Genomic DNA, 18,941 nt, shown 5'->3' on the forward strand with positions numbered 1-18,941 from the left:
TCCTCTCCTTACTGGGCTTCTGGCATTTGTCGAACATCTACAAAGCGTCCTGCAATAGCTGCTGCTGCTGCCATGGCTGGACTGCAGAGGTGGGTCTTAGCACCAAATCCCTGTCTGTCTTCAAAGTTGCGGTTGCTTGTTGAGGCGCAGTGGACACCATCAGGAACCTTGTCCGGATTCATTCCTAGGCACATAGAGCAACCTGGGTCTCTCCATTCAAAGCCAGCATCTAAGAAAACTTTATCCAAGCCTAATTTCTCCGCAGCTCGTTTGACAGGACGAGAGCCTGGAACCACGATTGCTGTTAGATTAGGGGCTATTTTCTTTCCTTTGACAAATCGCGCAGCCAGTTGCAAGTCGCTGAGACGAGCATTTGTACAAGAGCCGATAAAGATATATCCTAGTTCAATATCCGCTGGCTTTTGACCTGGTTCCAAATCCATATAATTGTAGGCTCGTTCATCATTCATATCCTTAATTTCTGGGAATCTACTGTCAAAGTCAACCCCCATAGCAGGGTTGGTTCCCCAGGTCACCATGGGAGCCAATCCTGAGACATCCATCTGGATAACCTTATCATAAACGGCATCCTCATCACTGACAATTGTTTTCCAATCAGCCACAGCCTCTTCAAAGTCCTCTGGAACACATTCTCGTCCCTTGAGATAGTCATAAGTCGTCTGATCTGGGTTCATGATTCCCATCTTGGATCCAAACTCGATGGACATATTGCAAATGGTCATGCGCTCTTCCATGCTCAGTGCATCAATTGCCTGTCCACGATATTCCACCACATAGCCAACACCACAGGCAACACCGTACTTAGCAATCAAGGATAAAATGAAATCCTTGGAATAAACTCCTTTTTGAGGAACTCCAGTGAATTCAACCAACATTTTCTTAGGTTTAACCTGCCAGAGGGTCTGGGTAGCGAAGACATGCTCGACCTCACTAGTCCCAATCCCAAAGGCGATGGCTCCAAAAGCTCCATGGGTTGCCGTATGGCTGTCTCCACAGACAATGAATTTTCCTGGTTGGGTTCGTCCTGTCTCTGGACCCACCATGTGCACAATTCCCTGTTTTTCAGAACCGTGGGCCGCATGTTCAATCCCAAATTCCGCAACATTTTCAGCCAGCTTATCAATTTGAGCCTTAGAAATCACATCTCGAATATCGTAGATATTAACCGTCGGGACATTGTGGTCAAAGGTTCCAAATGTCAAGTCTGGTCGTCTCAATCTACGACCTGCGTCTCGTAATCCTTGAAAAGCCTGAGGACTGGTCACCTCGTGGATATAGTGCTGGTCCACATACATGAGTTGGGGCTGCCCCTCTTCTCCTGTGATGACATGGCGGTCCCATAATTTATCAAAAATCGATTTTCCTGCCATCCATTACCTCCAAATAACATATAAGGCTACTAGTGTAGTCACCATCCCAAGAAACCAAACTGTTTTAAAGTACCATTTTCTAGTCTTGTGGTGAAAAATGATTCCTGCTAACCAGGCACCAAAACCACCACAAGCAAAGGCTAAAATGAGTAAGATTTTCTCTGGGATGCGCCAAGCTCTTCTCCTTGCCTTGGATTTGTCAATACCATAAATCAAGAAAACCATGACATTCCAAATCAAAAGGACTAGAGTAATTTTTTCGTCTAACTTCATAACCTTGCAATAATAGCTTCCGTCATTTCCTTGGTCGAAGCCTGTCCTCCTATATCTCTCGTTAAAATTCCAGCTGCCAAACTTGCCTCAACAGCACGCTCGATACGCACTGCATCCTCATAACGTCCAAAACTATCTCTCAACATCATGGCCACTGATAAAATCATGGAGATAGGATTGGCAATTCCTTGACCAGCAATATCAGGTGCTGAACCGTGAATAGGTTCATAGAGACTTGGTCCATTTTCAGAATGACTGGCTGATGGCATAACTCCAAGCGTGCCAGATAGAACGCTTGATTCATCAGAGAGAATATCTCCGAAAAGATTCTCCGTCACGATGACATCAAACTTAGCAGGATTGGTAATCATAAGCATAGCAGCTGAGTCGACTAGCTGGTGCTCCAAGGTTACATCTGGGAAATCCTGCGCGACTTCCTCAGCTACTTTCCGCCAGAGTTTTGAGGTCGCTAGAACATTTTGTTTATCGATGCTGGTAACGATTTTTCTCCGACTTCTTGCAATCTCAAAAGATTTGCGAATAATCCGCTCCACTTCCTCGTAGCTATAGTCGTTGATATCATGCGCTTTTCTTTCTTCAAGAATATGATCTCCAAAGTAAATCCCGCCTGTCAACTCACGCACCACAACAAAGTCTACATCAGCAATTCGTTCTGGTTTGAGTGGTGATAAATGCTTGAGACTGTCAAAGATTTTTACAGGGCGAATATTAGCGTAAAGATTGAGTTCCTTACGGAGAGCTAGCAAGCCTTGTTCAGGCCGAACCGCTGCTCCATCATACTGAGGACTACCGATAGCCGCTAGGAGAATGGCATCTGCTTCACGACATACCTTGAGAGTTTCATCAGGTAAGGGATGCCCTGCAGCATCGATACCTGCACCTCCAAAAGGTCGTCTATCAATCTCATAGTCAAAACCTGTTTTTTCAGCTAGGGCTTCCAGGACTTCTAAACCAGCCTCCATGATTTCTGGGCCAATTCCGTCCCCTGCTAGAGCTACTATTTTCTTTGTCATAGCCTTCTCCTTTACACACTAGGCATGTCACGATAGGAAACACTGCGTCCCATCTCACCAGCATTCTCTTTTTGAACAAAGGTATTGGCATTGATGTAGGCAATAGCCGAAGCTTTCAACACATCGAAATCAAGACCTGCTGCATTAAAGATAGTTTCTGTATCTCTGTTTTCAACAGTGACCAAGACCCGAGCTTGGGCATCAATTCCATCTGTCACAGCGTCAATAGTATAGGACACCAAGCGGACGGATTGATTAAAGAACTTATCGATAGCGTTAAAGATTGCTTCAACAGAACCTTGTCCTGTCGCATTGAACTCAACTTTCTCGTCATCCATATTGGCTAGGCTAACGAGTGCTTCAATGTCATTATCTGCATGAGTTTGAAGTTGTAAATCATCAAAGTGGAAACCTTCTGGATTTTCAACCATGGTTCCAGCTACCAGAGCACGAATATCTGCATCTGTGATTTCTTGCTTTTTATCAGCCAGCGCCTTGAACTTAGCAAAAAGTGGTTTGATGTCCTCTTCTGTAAAATCTAGTGCTAATTCTCTTAGTTTCTCGACAAAGGCATGGCGACCAGATAATTTTCCAAGTGGGAGGCTATTACTCTTGACACCGACCAATTCAGGAGTGATGATCTCATAAGTAAGAGGATTTTTAAGGACTCCGTCTTGGTGAATACCAGATTCGTGAGAAAAGGCATTGCCACCGACCACAGCCTTGTTTTTAGGAACTGGGATACCTGAGAAGCGAGAAACCATTTCTGACGTATTGATTGTCTCATTTAGGACAATACTGGTTTCTGCTTGATAGTAATCTTGGCGAATATTGAGCGCCACTGCTATTTCTTCTAAAGCAGCATTTCCAGCTCGCTCACCAATACCGTTGATAGTTCCTTCGACACGTCCTGCCCCATTCTTGACAGCAGCAAGGCTATTAGCCACTGCCATTCCAAGGTCATCGTGGCAGTGAGGCGAATAGATAATCTGACGATCCGTCTTGACATGCTCAATCAAGTATTTGAAGATAGCTCCATATTCCTCTGGTGTGGTAAATCCTACCGTATCAGGAATATTGATATAAGACGCACCTGCATCAACCGCTGTTTGAACAACTTGTAGAAGGAAATCCAACTCTGTTCTGGTCGCATCTTCAGGAGAGAATTCGACCACTTCAAACTTGGAACGTGCATAAGAGACATGCTCCTTAATAGCTTCCAAAATCTCTTCCTTGCTCTTATTGAGCTTATACTTTCGGTGAATCGGACTGGTAGCGATAAAGACGTGAACCTGTGGATACTTTGCGTCCTTGAGGGCCTCGTAACAAGCATCAATATCAGACTTGACAGAGCGTGCCAAACCAGTCACCGCTGTTTTCTTCAAGACCTTAGCAATCTCCTGCACTGCCGTAAATGAGTCTGGACTAGCCGCTGGAAAACCAGCTTCGATGGCTGAAATACCCCATTTCTCCAGCTGTCTTGCTATGGCAATTTTTTCCTTGATTGAAAAATTAACACCAGGTGTCTGCTCTCCATCCCGAAGGCTGGTATCTAGAAATTCAACTGTTCTCATAAGATTTCCCCTTTTCCAAATGTGGTTTTTAAAAAAACATCTCGCTTAGAAATCCAAGCGAGATGTTGATTCACTCCCGCTTGGTAAGCCAAACAGGACTAATGCTTTTTGCACTAGCCCGAGTACCTCAACAACAAAGCAAATTGATTAAACTTAGCTGTTTTCATGTTTGACTTTCTCCTTCGTTTGATATCTTGTTTAGTATTTTAGCATAGGTAAAAACACTTGTCAAGAAAAAATCCAATATTTTCTGAAAATTTCTTCAGTATAGAATATTTAGCTAATTGAAAGTTCTTGAAAATCATTGAAATTTTTCATTTTTTAGAGGTTAAGTTCCAACTTTTTTCTATCAATTCCAGGATTGCTGAATCTGACAAAGTACCATCAAGAGCCACACTAATCCAGTAGCGTTTGTTCATATGAAAAGCTGGATAAATACCTTTATTTAAAAGTAAATCAGCTACTTGATCATGTTTGAGGTTGACTGCTTCCACTTGCCCCTCTCTACCCTTTTCCAACTTATCCCAAGAAATTTTCATCAAGACGGCATACCACTTTTGATTGCCTTCGTGTCTTAACACTGCTGTATCAGGCGATTTCTCCCACAAATACTCCAACTGATTTCCATACTTTTCCTGAACCTGAACCATGATACGCTTAGTCTGAGGACAGATAAAATCCTGTACCTCAAAACAAGCCTTCCGAATCTGGTAAAGAATCTCCAAACAAGTCTCACGGACACTTGCAACAAAACTTCCTTTAAAACTTTCCATATGGACTTGAGGATAGAGATCACCAGTCTCCTGGTCAAAGACTTGAAAACTCACATTATCAGTAGTGATGGACAAAACCATGACAAAGTCACCTTGCAAAATCTGGCAACTATAGGTCCAGACTCCACTATTTTCTACAAAACCATAAGCATGAGCTTTTTCTTGATTAAACTGATAGGATTTAAAAATTTCAAACATAAGTGAAAACTGCTACCCTAAGCAGCAATTCCTTTCTATTTTTTAAAAGACAACCTTAGTTCCGTGCAATTGTGTCACGCCCAGCCGGTCAATAAAGGTTTGACGGTTGTCAAGGTCAATCCCCCCACCTGGTAGAATTTCAATCTTATCTTTAGCATGTTCCAAAATTCTGTGATAGTGAGCAAAACGTTTTTCTAAGGAGTCACCAGATACACCCGCACGAGTCAGAATTCGAGTGACACCAGTTTGACTAAGCCAGTCAATAGCTTCAAGTTGATCCTCATCACTCAATTCATCAAAGGCCATGTGAAAGACAATTTCCATTCCTTTTGATGCAGCTATCAACTTCTCAAGATTAGGTTTATCCAACTTCTTCTCAGCAGTTAAGGCTCCAAATACAACTCCTTGACTTCCAGCCTGAGCAGTCAATCGAATGTCTTCTAGCATGATTGCAATTTCCATATCATTATAGACAAAGTCGCCACCACGTGGACGAATCATGGTCATAATGGTTGTATCGTAGTTAGCTGCCAATTCAACCGCTGCCTTGGTTACTCCATAGCTTGGTGTTGTTCCTCCCACTGCAAGATTATCACAGAGTTCGATTCGACGAGCCCCAGCCTGCATCGCTTTTTCAAGCAAGGTCACATTTTCAGCACAAAATTCGTAAATCATTTGATTCTCCTTGAGTATTACTTTGAATTTATTATATCATATTGTTGTGAATATGCTTTCAATTTTATCAAGGCAAATAACTACTATTTTAACTATTCTTTGTCTGGAATAACCTTAAAGAGATAATAGGTAATAAAGATGGTCAAGGCTCCCAGTCCGATTTTGACTGGTAAAAGAGGTGCAAAATAAATGGAAATTCCCATCAAGATGTAGATAGATACGATGATTTTTTTCTTTCGTTCACGCGCAATAGACTTAGTCTCGCGAAAATCAGCTACGTATGCTTGATAGAGTTTGGTATGATAAAGCCAGTCTTCGAAGCGCTTGGAACTTCTTGAGAAACAAGCAATAGACAACAAAAGAAAAGGCGTTGTCGGCAATAAGGGCAAAACAACCCCAATAATAGCCAAGGCCAGTGATAAAAAACCAATTATCAGATAAATAATACGCATAACTTCTCCTAGTTAAAATAATCTTCTTCTAGTTTCGCATACAATGGTGAATTTTGTCAAGCTCCAACCAAAAAGAGCCTGAAATTCACTTTCAGGACTCTCCTCTTATTTAATCTTTTCTTCTTCGTAGTCACCCTTGCTACAAACAACCTGCTTGCCACCACCACGGACTTTTTTCTCCATAAGGAAGTTGCCACATTTTGGACAGTCACGACCAACAGGCTTGTCCCAAGAGGTAAATTCACATTCTGGATAGCGATTGCAACCATAGAAGAGGCGATTGCGTTTGGTTTTTCGCTCAATGATTTGTCCCTGATGACAGCTTGGACACTCAACACCAATCTCTTTCACAATTGCTTGGGTATGACGACAATCTGGGAAATTGCTACAAGCGTAGAACTTACCAAAACGACCAAGTTTAATGACCATTGGACTGCCACACACTTCACAGTCAAATCCAGCTGGTTCATCCTTGATCTGGATTTTTTCCATTTCTTCTTCAGCCTTGGCCACTTCTTTAGAGAATGGTTTGTAAAAGGCATCAATGACACGTTGCCACTGCTCTTTTCCGACTTCGACATCATCCAGCTTGCCTTCCATTTCAGCTGTGAAGGTCACGTTTACGATATCTGGGAAATATTCAACGATGAGCTTGTTAACAATTTCTCCCAACTCTGTCGGTTCAAAACGTTTGGCTGCAAGGCGAACATAATAACGTTTCTGAATGGTTTCAATGGTTGGTGCGTAGGTTGACGGACGGCCAACCCCATTTTCCTCCAAGGTCTTGATAAGGGTCGCTTCAGAATAACGAGCAGGCGGTTGAGTGAAATGTTGCTCTGGTTTGCTATTAACCTGCTTAACCACATCTCCAACAGCCATGTCCGGTAACATCTTATTTTTGTCAGAATCATTATAAATGGCAAGATAACCATCAAACTTAACCTGACTACCATTGGCAGCAAATTGAACCCCATTTTGAGACAATTTAACAGCTATGGTATCAAAGACAGCAGCTGTCATCTGGCTAGCTACAAAACGATTCCAGATAAGAGTATAAAGCTTGAGTTGATCCTTATCCAGATACTTAGCGATGCTTTCAGGTGTATTAAAGACACTAGACGGACGAATAGCCTCATGGGCATCCTGAGCTCCAGAAGCATTTTTGACCTTACTACCATGCTTAGAATACTTGCTACCAAAACGGTCCGTAATGAAACTTGCTGCTTCGTTCTGAGCTACAGGACTGATACGAGTCGAATCGGTACGCATATAGGTAATCAAACCTTGAACACCAGAGCCGATATTAATTCCTTCATAGAGCTGTTGGGCAACCATCATGGTTTTTCGAGTACGGAAATTGATTTTATTGGCAGCATCCATCTGCATAGATGAAGTGGTATAGGGTAATGGAGCATTGCGTTTGCGCTCTTTCTTATCTACCTGATCCACTGAAAAATCTTTGCTAGTCAGACGAGACAAGACTTCCTTGACCTCATCATTACTAGTCAGTTTCAGCTTTTTACCATCCACTCCATAGAAGGAAGCCTGAAATTGCTTGGTTCCCTTTTTAAAGACACCATCAATTGTCCAATATTCTTCTGGTTGGAAGGCATTAATTTCATTCTCACGGTCAATGATTAACTTAAGCGCAATAGACTGAACGCGACCTGCTGACAAGCCCTTCTTGACCTTTTTCCACAAAATAGGCGAAATCGAATAGCCTACCAAGCGATCCAGGACACGGCGTGCTTGTTGGGCATCGACCAAGTCCATATCAATCTTACGCGGTTCTTTAAAAGCATTTTTGACAGCATCTTTGGTGATTTCATTGAAGACCACACGGTTGGCATCATTTTCATCCAAGTTGAGAATATGGGCCAAATGCCAAGAAATCGCTTCTCCTTCACGGTCCGGGTCACTCGCCAGAAAGACTTTATTAGCTTTTTTGGATTCTTTTTTCAAGTCATTGATAAGAGGCCCTTTTCCTCGGATATTGATATATTGCGGTTCATAATTATTTTCAATATCGACGGACATACTAGATTTCTTCAAATCACGGATATGCCCAACACTGGCTAAAACCTTGTAGTTTCTGCCTAGATATTTCTCAATCGTTTTCGCCTTAGCAGGCGACTCCACGATTACTAGATTTTTTTTAACTGTTGATTTTTTCTTTTTTGTTGCCGTAGCCACAGTATCACACCTTTTCAAAGTAATAAACTTTATAAAGTGTAAACCATTTTGCCATAACTGTCAAGACTTAGCTCCTATATATAGAAGAAAAGTTTGTTTAGTAAGCGGATTTTCTTCTTATACTCAATGAAAATCAAAGAGCAAACTAGGAAGCTAGCCGCAGGTTGCTCAAAACACTGTTTTGAGGTTGCAGATGGAAGCTGACGTGGTTTGAAGAGATTTTCGAAGAGTATTAAAATTCAAATTCTGCAAGCACATCTTGCCCACTTGTGACCAATTTTGCCCCTTCTTGAATCAAATGATGGCAACCGTCTGATAGTCCATCTAAAATACTACCTGGAATAGCAAAGACATCGCGCCCTTCTTCCATTGCTCGCTCACAGGTAATGAGACTACCTGAGCGCATCTTGGCCTCTGCTACAATCACACCACGACAAAGTCCAGCAATGATGCGATTACGGGCAGGAAAATGAAATTTCAGAGGTTGTTCACCAGGTCCATACTCACTGAGAACAAGATGTTCATTTCCGATGTAGTCTTGCAAGAGTTTATTGGCTTTAGGATAAAACACATCCAGCCCTGTTCCAATCACTGCAATGGTTTTTCCACCATTCTGGAGAGCTGCCATATGAGCTGCTGTGTCAATGCCCTTGGCTAATCCACTGACAATAACTAGTTCATTTTCCAATCCCTGAATGACTTTTTCAACTGACTTAGCTCCTTGTTTGCTACAAGCACGACTGCCCACAACCGCCACCTTTGGAAATTTCAAGAGATCCAGATTCCCCTTGTAAAATAAAAGTACAGGTGCATCGTATATTTCACTTAGATCCCAAGGGTAACAGTCATCTAAAATAGAGAAAGATGGAAATTTTTGAAATTCTTTCTCCAAATGCGCATCGTCTATCTGAAAATAACGTTCCATAAAAACGGCTGGATTTCGGCAACCTGATATATCTGCAATATCGCCTAACAACAATTCTTGATCGACATTTTCACCGTATTCTAGCACTTTTAAAATCTGTTGATTGGTCAAACCTGATTTTTTTAACTTATAGATTTCATAGTTTGTGATTTTCATAAATAGCTCCATTTCTTTTTCTACTCATCTATTTATTCGTAAAAAAATCAAAAAAACATCCGACTATTTCAGCCAGATGTCGAAATCATTAATTCTCGTTTTTAAGAATTTCTTCTAATTTGTGATAGTCTTGGACGCTATCAATCTCATAGATGCTATTGCCTTCTAATTCTTCAACATAGACATCTAGCTCTTTGATATTATCCTTAACCATATTGTCCCAGTAGAGATCAACAAATTCACCACTTGCATAGGCCTTGTCAATAAAGCTAACAATTTTTTCTGCTGTTGGAGCATCCCAGAAGGATACACCACTAAGAATGCGACCTGCCTTGCTATCAACAATAATGTCTTGAACCTTGTAGTCATCTCCATAGACCAAGAACCATTCGTTGGTACAATCTTCACGATAGACACTAAAATAAGTCGAACGAGTCAAATCATTGCGGAACATATTTTTAAAGAGATAATTATCGGCATCAATAACATAACTGTTGGCCAATTCTTCTTTTACAAGATAGAGAGAATAAAAGTTATTGTAGTCAGCGTATTTATCATTGAAGACGAGGTGAACACCATATTTTTCTTTCAAGTAATCGAATTGTTCTTTAAGGTAACCAACAATGATGATGATGTCATTGATTCCTTTTTCTTTTAAAAACTCAATTTGGTATTCAATCAAGGGTTTTTGATTAACTTGAACCAAGGCTTTAGGGGTATTTTCAGTCATAGGACGCAAGCGAGTTCCCAATCCCGCTGCTAAAATGATGGCTTTCACACGAATCTCCTTTATTCTTTAATAATAATATAAACTCCAGCAATGACGACAAGTGAAGTAATAATGGTCAGCATATCTAGCGGTGCACCCAAGAAAACAACTGCAAACAAGACTGTCCAAACTACATAACTCACGTTCAATCCTGTAGCCTTGGCTGGTTGCAAACGATTGATAGCGATATAATAAGCCAAGTAAGAAATCATATCAAAGGCTGCAAAGACAATCATAAGACCTAACAATTGTCCATTGGCCACTTCTGCAAATGACTGATGAGAGAAGAGCACAATCACAAGATAGGACAAGAATGAAGTCACTTGACGAATTAAGAGGGCTTCGATTTCACTCAATTCACTTTCCATGGCAAAAGAGCTAAGAACACTCTCACTTCCCCATGCAATAGCACAAACCAAAGCACAGAGAATTCCAATATAAAAAGAATTAACCTGTTCAACCTTATAGGTCTGAGCAATTATCCCTCCAATAATCAAGACAATCCCAAACACAGTATTTTTCGAAATCTTATGCTTCAAAAAGAAGAAAGCCAATAAAACTGAAATAGCAGGATAGATAGCGGATACAGATGAAGCTAAAGAACTTCCGATATACTTAACTGCATAAAGATTGGCCTGCATACCGATAGGGCCTGCTAGCAAGGCTCCGATGATCACACTCACATTGCGAATATTTAAGAAAATTGAGAGACGAACTTTTCCTTCTTTTACCAAGAGAAAAGCTAGTAAGATAAAGATACTCAAGAAATCGTGAGCAGCGGCCACCACAAAGGGCGACAAATCTGTAAAAATTGAAAAGATGTAAGCACTAATTGTTAGACCTAAACCCCAGAAAATACCTGAGAGTAGACCAAAAGAAACTCCATTTTTATTTTTCATCAGAACCTCCATAATTAGCCAGACCTTTAACAGCTCTTTGGTAACGACTCACACCATAGTCACCAAAATCTGCACCTTGCTCTTCTTTGTAGACTGTCCATAAACTCCAAATAGCATCTTGTAAAATTTTATAAATGGCAATCTTTTCACGAGAGACAGGTGTTTGCTCACTCTCATAGTGAGATAAGAAGGCTTCTTCCTCTTGACGAGTGAATTCAGACTCTAAAAAGAGGGCGGCCAAATCCCACATTGGATCGTTCATTGATGAATATTCCCAGTCAATCAGATAAAGTCGTCCTTGAGGTGATTCTATAAAGTTTTCAGGCACCAAATCGATATGACAAGATTTTCTGTCAACACCTAAGGCAGCCAGTCTTTTCTCTAAGGAGAAGACTTCTTCTCTAACTGCTTCATAGTTAGCATAAGGGATTTTTTCGTCAATCAAAGATTCGTATTTTTTGATTTCTTGAAAAGGAGCAAATTCTCCCCTTAATTCCTTACCAGAAGCATGAATGGTTTGTAAAATTGGAGCAATTTTATCGAACTTTGTCTTGATTGACGTTGAATCAAGTGTAATAGCAGATTCGATATACTCATTTACTTTGATACCAGCTTCAATATCAAAAAGATAATTTTTTACATCTAAATCTAAATCTTTTAGTAGTTCAAGATTGTACTTTTCATCTTGACGATTAATCAGTTTTTCTGTCCCTTTACCAAAGAATTTAACAATGTATTGCTTATTTGTTGTTTTGGCCAAATAGTTTTGATTGGTCATTCCCCCCAGTTGTTCAACACTGAGGACTTCCTCTTCTTGACTAAGTAAGGAAAAAATTTTTTCTTTAATGATTTTCTCCACAATTAACCTCCAGGACTTATACTTCCCACTTAAACACTGTTTTAAAGGCTGTGTTTAAATCGGTAGCAAAGACACGGTGAATATCTTTAATTTCTCTTACAGGTTCTTCTAGATAAAGGATATTTTTAAGACGATTGGCAAATTTCTTGACTTCCATCATTTGGATGGCATTTTCAAAATCAATGCGACCAGAACGAGAGGACCCAACCAAGAGCAAGCCCTTTTCTAAGGCATCGCGTGTATTGAGATTGACTTTATATTCGCTAACTCCCATCATGAGAATCGTTCCCTGAGGACGAATATAGCGAATCAAATCATTAATAGCTGGTCCAGTACCATCACCACCACAACACTCAAAAGCATGGTCAAAGGCCAAATCTTCAGGAATATTGTCAGTAATATAGCATTCTTTGGCAAATGAGAAAAGTTCCAATTTCTCCCAATGACGACCAATAACCACAATCTCTGCTTCTGGCAAAGTATAGTTGATAATATTGGCAACCACAAAAGCTAAACTTCCATCTCCGATAACGGCGATTCGGTCCCGCTTGCTATGAGCAAGGGTCAATAAGCGATTCATGGCATGCATACCAACACTGACAAACTCTGTAATGGCTGCAACAGTATCTTCGATAGCATCATAAGCCACCACACGGTCTTTAGGAAGAGAAACAAACTCTCTCATAAAGCCATCAAAGCCACTAGACAAGAAATGGGTCCCTGTCATGTAATTCTCATAGAATTCTTCATCGCTCTGCATAGGAGGCTGATTGGGAATCATAACAACCTTTTGACCAACCTCGTAGGTTCCTGTCGGGTCAGAAATAACGGTTCCACATGACTCGTGAATCATTGCCATTGGAAGTTTTTTATTCAAAATCTTTGGATCACGTTTTCCTTGATAGTAACGCTGATCCGCATGACAGACCGCCATATAATTAGGGCGGATGAGGATATGATTCTCTTGATCAATAGCCTCTTCCTGGTATTTGACATTGATAAACTTAGGCTTTGTTAGTTGGTAAATTTGATTAATCATTTTATTACTCTTCCTCAATCATGCTTTTTGCAATCTTCAGATCTGTTACTGTAGTAATTTTCAGATTTGAATATTCACCCTTAGCCAAGGCTACATTTTTTCCTTTGATCACAAAGATTTTACATGCATCTGTTAAGATTTCTTTCTCTTCGGCAGAGAGAGAACCGTAAAGATCCATGAAGTCCTTGCAACGGAATGTTTGAGGTGTTTGTCCTTGATAGAGGTGAGCACGATTTGGAATATCTGTAATAAATTGACCGTTAGTACTTTCAACGATAGTATCAACCGCTTCTACCACTGTGTCCACTGCGTCATGATTTTGAGCAAGTTGGATATTGTCCTGAATCATGCGAAGCGTAATAAATGGACGAACAGAATCGTGGGTAACAACGATGTCCTCTGGAGTAAGCGGACGATAAGCATCAATGGCTTCAATGATTTTCTCAATACTCGTATTACGGTCAGCACCACCTTTTGTAATGATGATACGATCCTTATGAAGAGGTAGATATTTATCTACAAGATCCTCTGCATGGGAAACCCAGTCTCCATGAACCCCAACCACAATTTTTTCAATACTTGGTTCCAAGACAAATTTTTCAATTGTATGAATCAAAATAGGTCGATCACCTAGCTCTAAAAATTGTTTTGGCAAATTACTGATTCCCATACGTGTGCCAGTTCCACCGGCAAGAATTCCTGCATAAATCATCTATTTTCTCCTTTGTCTTACTAAAAAAACTTATTCTCTCTATTATACCACAATCTAGTCCTATCATAAAAGAAATACTAGTCATCCCGTTCTAGAATAGGAGGATTAAGCAGTTCCATTATTCAAACAAACTAGTCCATTTCTAGTAGTGACTAGGAATTCAATAGTCATTACTAATAAATGGCTGTGAAATTTTAGAGTTCTTCAGAATAATATAGTTTTCTTAAAGAAAGCTTAAATTTATATTTTCTTAATACAAGAAAAAGCTAGGAAATGATAAATGTCCAATAGAGACACACTTCCTAACTTCTTATTTTTAGTAAAACTCACCAGTCTTAATCTTTCTTATCTTGATTTTCAGTTCCTTTAACTGCTTTTTTAAATTCAGACAGCATTTTACCGATTGACTCGCCTAGTTCAGGCAATCGCTTTGGTCCGAAGATCAAGAGAGCTCCTAAAACGATAATAATCAATCCTGGTGCTCCGATATCACGTAAAATTCCCATTTCTCTCTCCTTTCTGCTTGCGTTTCATAATGTGTTTGCTGATAGCAATACTCAATTCATAGAGTAATATCAAGGGGGCAGTCATTGCCAAATCGCTGACAAAGTCAGCTGGTGTCAAGATGACTGCGAGTACCAATAAAATAAAATAAGCATATCGGCGATAAGCAATCAATAATTCTGGTTCAATGAGTCCAATTGACGTCAAAAAGGCAATGATAACTGGCAATTCAAAAATCAGAGCCAAGGGCAAAGTCGTTTGAAAAACAAAGGACAGATAATTTTGGGCTGTTAACTGTGTTTCAAATAGTCCTTCTCCTAGCCCTAATAAAACCTGAAGTAAGGCTGGTGTTACAAAGTAAAAACCAAAAGCCAGTCCAACTAGAAAACAAAGGAAACTAGCTGGAATATAGGCAAAAATTGCTCTAGCTTCTTCCTTTCTTAAACCAGGTTTGATGAAAGACCAAATATGATAAACTGTATAAGGTAGGGTGATGGTAAAGGCCATCAGACTAGCCAAACGTATGTATATCCATAAAATATCATTAGGACCTAAAACAATCAACTTTTGCTGAAAAGATTGGGTCACATACTGATAAATCTGGTCTGCAAAAAGCAGAGAAACACAGAATACCAAAAAGAAACAAATGACCACTGCCAATAATCTCTTTCTAAATTCTACCAGATGTTCAACGATTGTCAATTCTTTTCTATCCATCTATTCTTCACCCTGTCTGAAAGTGACAATCAAAACGATAACAACAAAGATTAGCTGACTGACCAAGCCTTCCCAACTTGGATAAATTCCAAGAAGGTCGATTGTTGGAAATCCTGTCAGCAAGTGGTTAGGAGCCATATTGGTCAACTGAAGAGCATGGACACTAACTCCCAGCATCTTGAAGGCTAGGGCATAAATCATCCAAGTCAGGATAAAGAAGACCTTATGTGGCAGGAAAAATTGACTGGCCTTGTTCATCACAAGGGCAATAATTATCAGAACCAGCAAGGCAAGTGAAATCCCCAAGACAAACTCAAAGCTGGAAATTCTTGGTGAAATCCCAACATAAAAGAGAATGGTTTCTGCTCCCTCACGGAAAACAGCTAGAAAACTGAGGGCAAACATGGAAATAAAAGAGCCTGTTTTGGTCACTGTTTCCATTTGTGACTCCATAAAAGCATTCCATTTTTTGACTGAGGATTTGCTATGGAGCCAGATTCCAATCACAATCATCATAGCTACCGCAAAAATCCCAACTGCTCCTTCGATGATTTCACGATTGGAGCCTGATGTAACTGCTGGAAAGGCAGTTTGCAGGATGAAAGCAATGACCAGACTGGCCATGATTCCTGTGATAGCACCACCATAAACCCACTTGAGGCCTTTTCGCAACTTGGCTGCTTTCAAGGTTGTCACCAAGGTCATAACGATTAAGAGAGCTTCTACTCCTTCTCTTAGGAGAATGAGCATAGCATCAAAGGCATTGTAACGTGCACTGGTATCAATTTGTGATAAATCTGCAATCAGTTTTTCTAATTTTTCTTGGTATTCCTTTTCGCTTCCCTTGACCATAATCACAGGGCTTTCCCTCTCCACTCGTGTATAGAGGGAAGGATTGGTCGTGCTAACAGAACCCTCAATCGTTGGCCAGATAGTAATAAATTCCTTCATACTAGCTGCTCCTAATGCTTGGTCACCAGCTTGGAATTGTTCCAAAGCCTTCTTCAAAAGGGTAATACCATCTTTAAGGCTTAAATCAGGAGATGCTTCTGCGACTTCTTTCCCGGTTACAAAATCATCGATAGCCTTTTTAAAGTCCTCAAAGGAAGTCTGGATGGAGTTAAAATCCGTAGGCTCAGTCTCCATGCTACTACGCAGGAAGGAGATAGCTGTTTCAACACGTCCATAATGGGCCGTACTATTGTCACGAACCACACTTTCATTGATAGTCCAAGTGGAATTCATTTTCTTAAAAGCTTCACGAACCTTTTCCAAATCTTTGGAGGCAATAGCCTGTTCCAAGGCTTCAAAACGAGGACTTAGACGGTTCACCAATTTTTCTTTTTCCGCATCTAAGTCAACAGGATTTTGTTCTTTTTCAAAGGCTAACAGGGCTGCAGAAATTTCGGTGAGTTTGTCTTCAGTAATCTCGCCTGATTGAGCTAACTTTTCCTTAACGACTTTACCAGCCTCAGAATTGCTGTCTTCTACTCTTTCAAAGTCTATTGCTATCTCCGTAACGAGTTTCTTAGCCTCAGACTGATTCCCATTTTTCACTGCTTTAGACGCATCTGTGATTTTCACAAAGTAAGAACTCAGACTTTCTTGGGCACCTACTGGGGAAAGAATTAAAAGTGACAAAGTTAAAACCAAGAACCAGCTTTTAGCCTTCCAATAATTTCTGACCAATGTAGCCTCCTTTCTCCACACCACCAAAGCAAGCAAAGAGTCCACTACCGATGTGAGTGATGTATTCATTCATCTTATCTGTAGCACCTAGATTGGTTTGAACCTTAACAAAATTATCAGGATCCTTCTGGAAAGAAATGAAAAGCAAGCCCGTATCAAACTGACCAGTTTTTTCATCAATCCCATCTGAGTAAGAATAAGAACGACGCAAAAGTGGTTTCTCCACTTCCTTGGCCAAACGGACATGCGAATCATCAGGCAAAAGACTCAAATCCACTTCATCAAACTCATTTTTCTTACCAAAGGGGGCACCACTTTCCTTGTAACGACCAAAAGTATTTTCTTGTTCTTCAAGACTGGTGCGATCCCAGGTCTCTAAAAACATCTGAATCCGACGAACTGCCATATAAGAACCATTTTCCATCCAGTCCTTACTATCAGCCCAGATGACGCGGTCAAAATCTTTCTCTTTGCTTGGATTTGCTGTTCCATCCTTAAAACCAAAGAGGTTACGCGGTGTCTCCATTCGATCTCCGATAGCTGCAAATCCAGACTGACTCCAACGAAGGGTCACTGCATTTCTCCCCTTACGGATGAGATTGCGAATAGCGTGAAAGGCAACTTGCTCATCATCGGCACAAGCCTGAATCACAATATCTCCACCTGTATATTTTTCACGCAATTGCTCTTTAGGAAAAGGCGGTAAATCCCTGAACACTTGAGGACGCTTATTTTCCAAGTTCATCTTGTTCAAGAAACTGGCAGACACACCAAAAGTCAGCGTTAAACGATGAGGATTGAGCCCGACTGTTTCACCAGTATCGCTCGGAGGCAAGAGAGTATTTTTCCCATCTTTTTTGACCAATTCCCCCTCGACCAATTTGGCACTATAATCCGTCCAATCCTTAAACAACTGGATAATCTTATCCTTATCCGTCGTATGCAAGTCCAAGACCACAAAATAAATATTCTTTTGCATGGGCGTACTAATCCCAGCTTGATGCTTGCCATAAAAAGCAATTTTTTCATTTCCGTACGAGATTTTTTCCTGACTTCCTAGCTTAGGTGCGAAAAAAGCAGAAGCACCAGAGAGTCCTAGCGCTAAACCAGCCCCTCCAATCCCTGCTTTTTTTAGAAATTCTCGACGGTCCATTTTCTTCTCAAAAAACTTTTCGTCTTTTTCAGTCATGACTCTTATTCTCCACTAAGAAATTTACCCATTTGTGACAGAGGTTCACCAAGTTTTGTCACTGCTTCTGACAATTCTTTGGTATCTTCTTTTGTCAAATCAGTATAGAGCTTGTAGTGTTCCTTGTCGATCATGTGTTTGTCCAACAAGCTATTAACAGATTTGAAATCTGCTTCCAATTCTTTAACTAGGTTAGCGTCTGATTTTTCAAGCAAAGGTTTAAAGAGTTGGAAAATCTTCTCAGCTCCCTCAATATTGGCACGGAAGTCATACAAGTCTGTATGAGAATAAACTTCCTCTTCACCTGTAATCTTGCTTGTCGCTACTTCATTGAGCAAGTCAACTGCCCCAGTCAACATAACCTTGTAGTCCACATCTACAGTTGCAATCTTGGCTTTCAATTCCTTGATATCATTTACCAACTGATCGCCGTAGCTTTCAGTTCCTTTAGTTGTATTGTCTTCCCAAAGGATACGCTCGATACGGTGGAAACCTGACCAACCTTCTTCTGTCTTGTTTTCGTCCATGTAGTCTGCCAAACGGAAGTCAATCTTGACATCTGACTCACCAAAACTTTCAGCAATTGGTTCTGAACGCTCATAGGACATACGAATCAGTGGATAAACTTTCTTAGCCTCTTCTAATTTGCCTTCTTTCAACAATTTGACAAAGCCTTCCGTATCTGTCAACAGTTTATCGATTTGCTCTTGCACAAAAGTTTTATAGTCAGAAGTGGCCTTATCAAGCATTTTTTGCTTGTCTTCAGACAAGGCTGTCACCTTGGACGAATCACTTGTGTTGCTTGGCTTAGATTGATTATTAGCACAAGCTGTCAATAGCAAGGCTGAAGATAAAAGGACAAAACCTAGTTTTTTCATTGTTTACTCCTATTGGTTCAGGAAACCTGAATTAATTTTACG

19 protein-coding genes are annotated in these 18,941 nt (G+C 40.4%); all 19 read right to left on the minus strand.

Translation table 11 applies throughout. The features are described from left to right. Nucleotides 1-8: 8 nt before the first annotated feature. Nucleotides 9-1,391 (minus strand): 3-isopropylmalate dehydratase large subunit, encoded by a 1,383-nt coding sequence (leuC, locus tag KUA57_RS00770; RefSeq protein ID WP_000907559.1) that lies wholly within the window; start codon nucleotides 1,389-1,391, stop codon nucleotides 9-11. Between the two features lie 3 nt (nucleotides 1,392-1,394). After that, nucleotides 1,395-1,664, minus strand: coding sequence for a DUF1294 domain-containing protein (locus KUA57_RS00775; protein ID WP_218493479.1), 270 nt, complete (start codon nucleotides 1,662-1,664; stop codon nucleotides 1,395-1,397). Then, nucleotides 1,661-2,698, minus strand: a complete 1,038-nt coding sequence (leuB, locus tag KUA57_RS00780; protein ID WP_218493480.1) for a 3-isopropylmalate dehydrogenase — start codon at nucleotides 2,696-2,698, stop codon at nucleotides 1,661-1,663. Before leuB ends, KUA57_RS00775 begins: the two co-directional genes overlap by 4 nt. An 11-nt stretch (nucleotides 2,699-2,709) precedes the next feature. Then, nucleotides 2,710-4,272 carry a 2-isopropylmalate synthase gene (locus tag KUA57_RS00785; protein ID WP_218493481.1) on the minus strand — a complete coding sequence of 521 codons (1,563 nt, stop codon included), beginning with the start codon at nucleotides 4,270-4,272 and terminating at the stop codon, nucleotides 2,710-2,712. A 314-nt stretch (nucleotides 4,273-4,586) separates the two neighbouring features. Next, nucleotides 4,587-5,243, minus strand: a complete 657-nt coding sequence (locus KUA57_RS00790; protein WP_218493482.1) for an MmcQ/YjbR family DNA-binding protein — start codon at nucleotides 5,241-5,243, stop codon at nucleotides 4,587-4,589. Between the two features lie 42 nt (nucleotides 5,244-5,285). Beyond that, nucleotides 5,286-5,918, minus strand: coding sequence for a copper homeostasis protein CutC (locus tag KUA57_RS00795; protein WP_218493483.1), 633 nt, complete (start codon nucleotides 5,916-5,918; stop codon nucleotides 5,286-5,288). A 92-nt stretch (nucleotides 5,919-6,010) separates the two neighbouring features. Beyond that, nucleotides 6,011-6,370 carry a YbaN family protein gene (locus KUA57_RS00800; protein ID WP_064276062.1) on the minus strand — a complete coding sequence of 120 codons (360 nt, stop codon included), beginning with the start codon at nucleotides 6,368-6,370 and terminating at the stop codon, nucleotides 6,011-6,013. 105 nt (nucleotides 6,371-6,475) lie between these two features. After that, nucleotides 6,476-8,563, minus strand: a complete 2,088-nt coding sequence (topA, locus tag KUA57_RS00805) for a type I DNA topoisomerase (RefSeq protein ID WP_218493484.1) — start codon at nucleotides 8,561-8,563, stop codon at nucleotides 6,476-6,478. 232 nt (nucleotides 8,564-8,795) lie between these two features. Next, nucleotides 8,796-9,644 (minus strand): DNA-processing protein DprA, encoded by an 849-nt coding sequence (gene dprA / locus KUA57_RS00810; protein WP_218493485.1) that lies wholly within the window; start codon nucleotides 9,642-9,644, stop codon nucleotides 8,796-8,798. An 88-nt stretch (nucleotides 9,645-9,732) separates the two neighbouring features. Then, nucleotides 9,733-10,422, minus strand: a complete 690-nt coding sequence (locus KUA57_RS00815) for a CTP--phosphocholine cytidylyltransferase (protein WP_004269681.1) — start codon at nucleotides 10,420-10,422, stop codon at nucleotides 9,733-9,735. An 11-nt stretch (nucleotides 10,423-10,433) separates the two neighbouring features. Continuing rightward, entirely contained in the window at nucleotides 10,434-11,312 is an 879-nt protein-coding gene (locus KUA57_RS00820) for a DMT family transporter (protein WP_004269680.1), read from the minus strand. Then, nucleotides 11,302-12,171, minus strand: coding sequence for a phosphotransferase family protein (locus KUA57_RS00825; RefSeq protein WP_125447166.1), 870 nt, complete (start codon nucleotides 12,169-12,171; stop codon nucleotides 11,302-11,304). Before KUA57_RS00825 ends, KUA57_RS00820 begins: the two co-directional genes overlap by 11 nt. 16 nt (nucleotides 12,172-12,187) lie before the next feature. Beyond that, nucleotides 12,188-13,210, minus strand: coding sequence for a ribitol-5-phosphate dehydrogenase (locus KUA57_RS00830; protein ID WP_000609877.1), 1,023 nt, complete (start codon nucleotides 13,208-13,210; stop codon nucleotides 12,188-12,190). 4 nt (nucleotides 13,211-13,214) lie between these two features. Then, nucleotides 13,215-13,922, minus strand: a complete 708-nt coding sequence (locus KUA57_RS00835; RefSeq protein ID WP_218493486.1) for an IspD/TarI family cytidylyltransferase — start codon at nucleotides 13,920-13,922, stop codon at nucleotides 13,215-13,217. A gap of 335 nt (nucleotides 13,923-14,257) precedes the next feature. Next, nucleotides 14,258-14,428: a twin-arginine translocase TatA/TatE family subunit gene (gene tatA, locus KUA57_RS00840; RefSeq protein WP_020902402.1), complete on the minus strand. Its 171-nt coding sequence runs from the start codon at nucleotides 14,426-14,428 to the stop codon at nucleotides 14,258-14,260. Continuing rightward, the gene (gene tatC, locus KUA57_RS00845) at nucleotides 14,412-15,143 is read right to left on the minus strand and encodes a twin-arginine translocase subunit TatC (RefSeq protein ID WP_115904413.1); all 732 of its coding nucleotides are present in this window, start codon (nucleotides 15,141-15,143) and stop codon (nucleotides 14,412-14,414) included. Before tatC ends, tatA begins: the two co-directional genes overlap by 17 nt. Further along, entirely contained in the window at nucleotides 15,144-16,832 is a 1,689-nt protein-coding gene (locus KUA57_RS00850; RefSeq protein WP_218493487.1) for an FTR1 family protein, read from the minus strand. It lies immediately after the preceding gene. After that, nucleotides 16,807-18,021, minus strand: coding sequence for an iron uptake transporter deferrochelatase/peroxidase subunit (gene efeB, locus KUA57_RS00855; protein WP_218493488.1), 1,215 nt, complete (start codon nucleotides 18,019-18,021; stop codon nucleotides 16,807-16,809). The genes KUA57_RS00850 and efeB overlap by 26 nt, the downstream gene beginning before the upstream one ends. Before the next feature lie 5 nt (nucleotides 18,022-18,026). After that, nucleotides 18,027-18,899 (minus strand): iron uptake system protein EfeO, encoded by an 873-nt coding sequence (gene efeO / locus KUA57_RS00860; protein WP_125447158.1) that lies wholly within the window; start codon nucleotides 18,897-18,899, stop codon nucleotides 18,027-18,029. Between the last annotated feature and the right edge of the window lie 42 nt (nucleotides 18,900-18,941).

This window comes from Streptococcus vulneris (assembly GCF_019218685.1).
Lineage (GTDB): Bacteria > Bacillota > Bacilli > Lactobacillales > Streptococcaceae > Streptococcus > Streptococcus vulneris.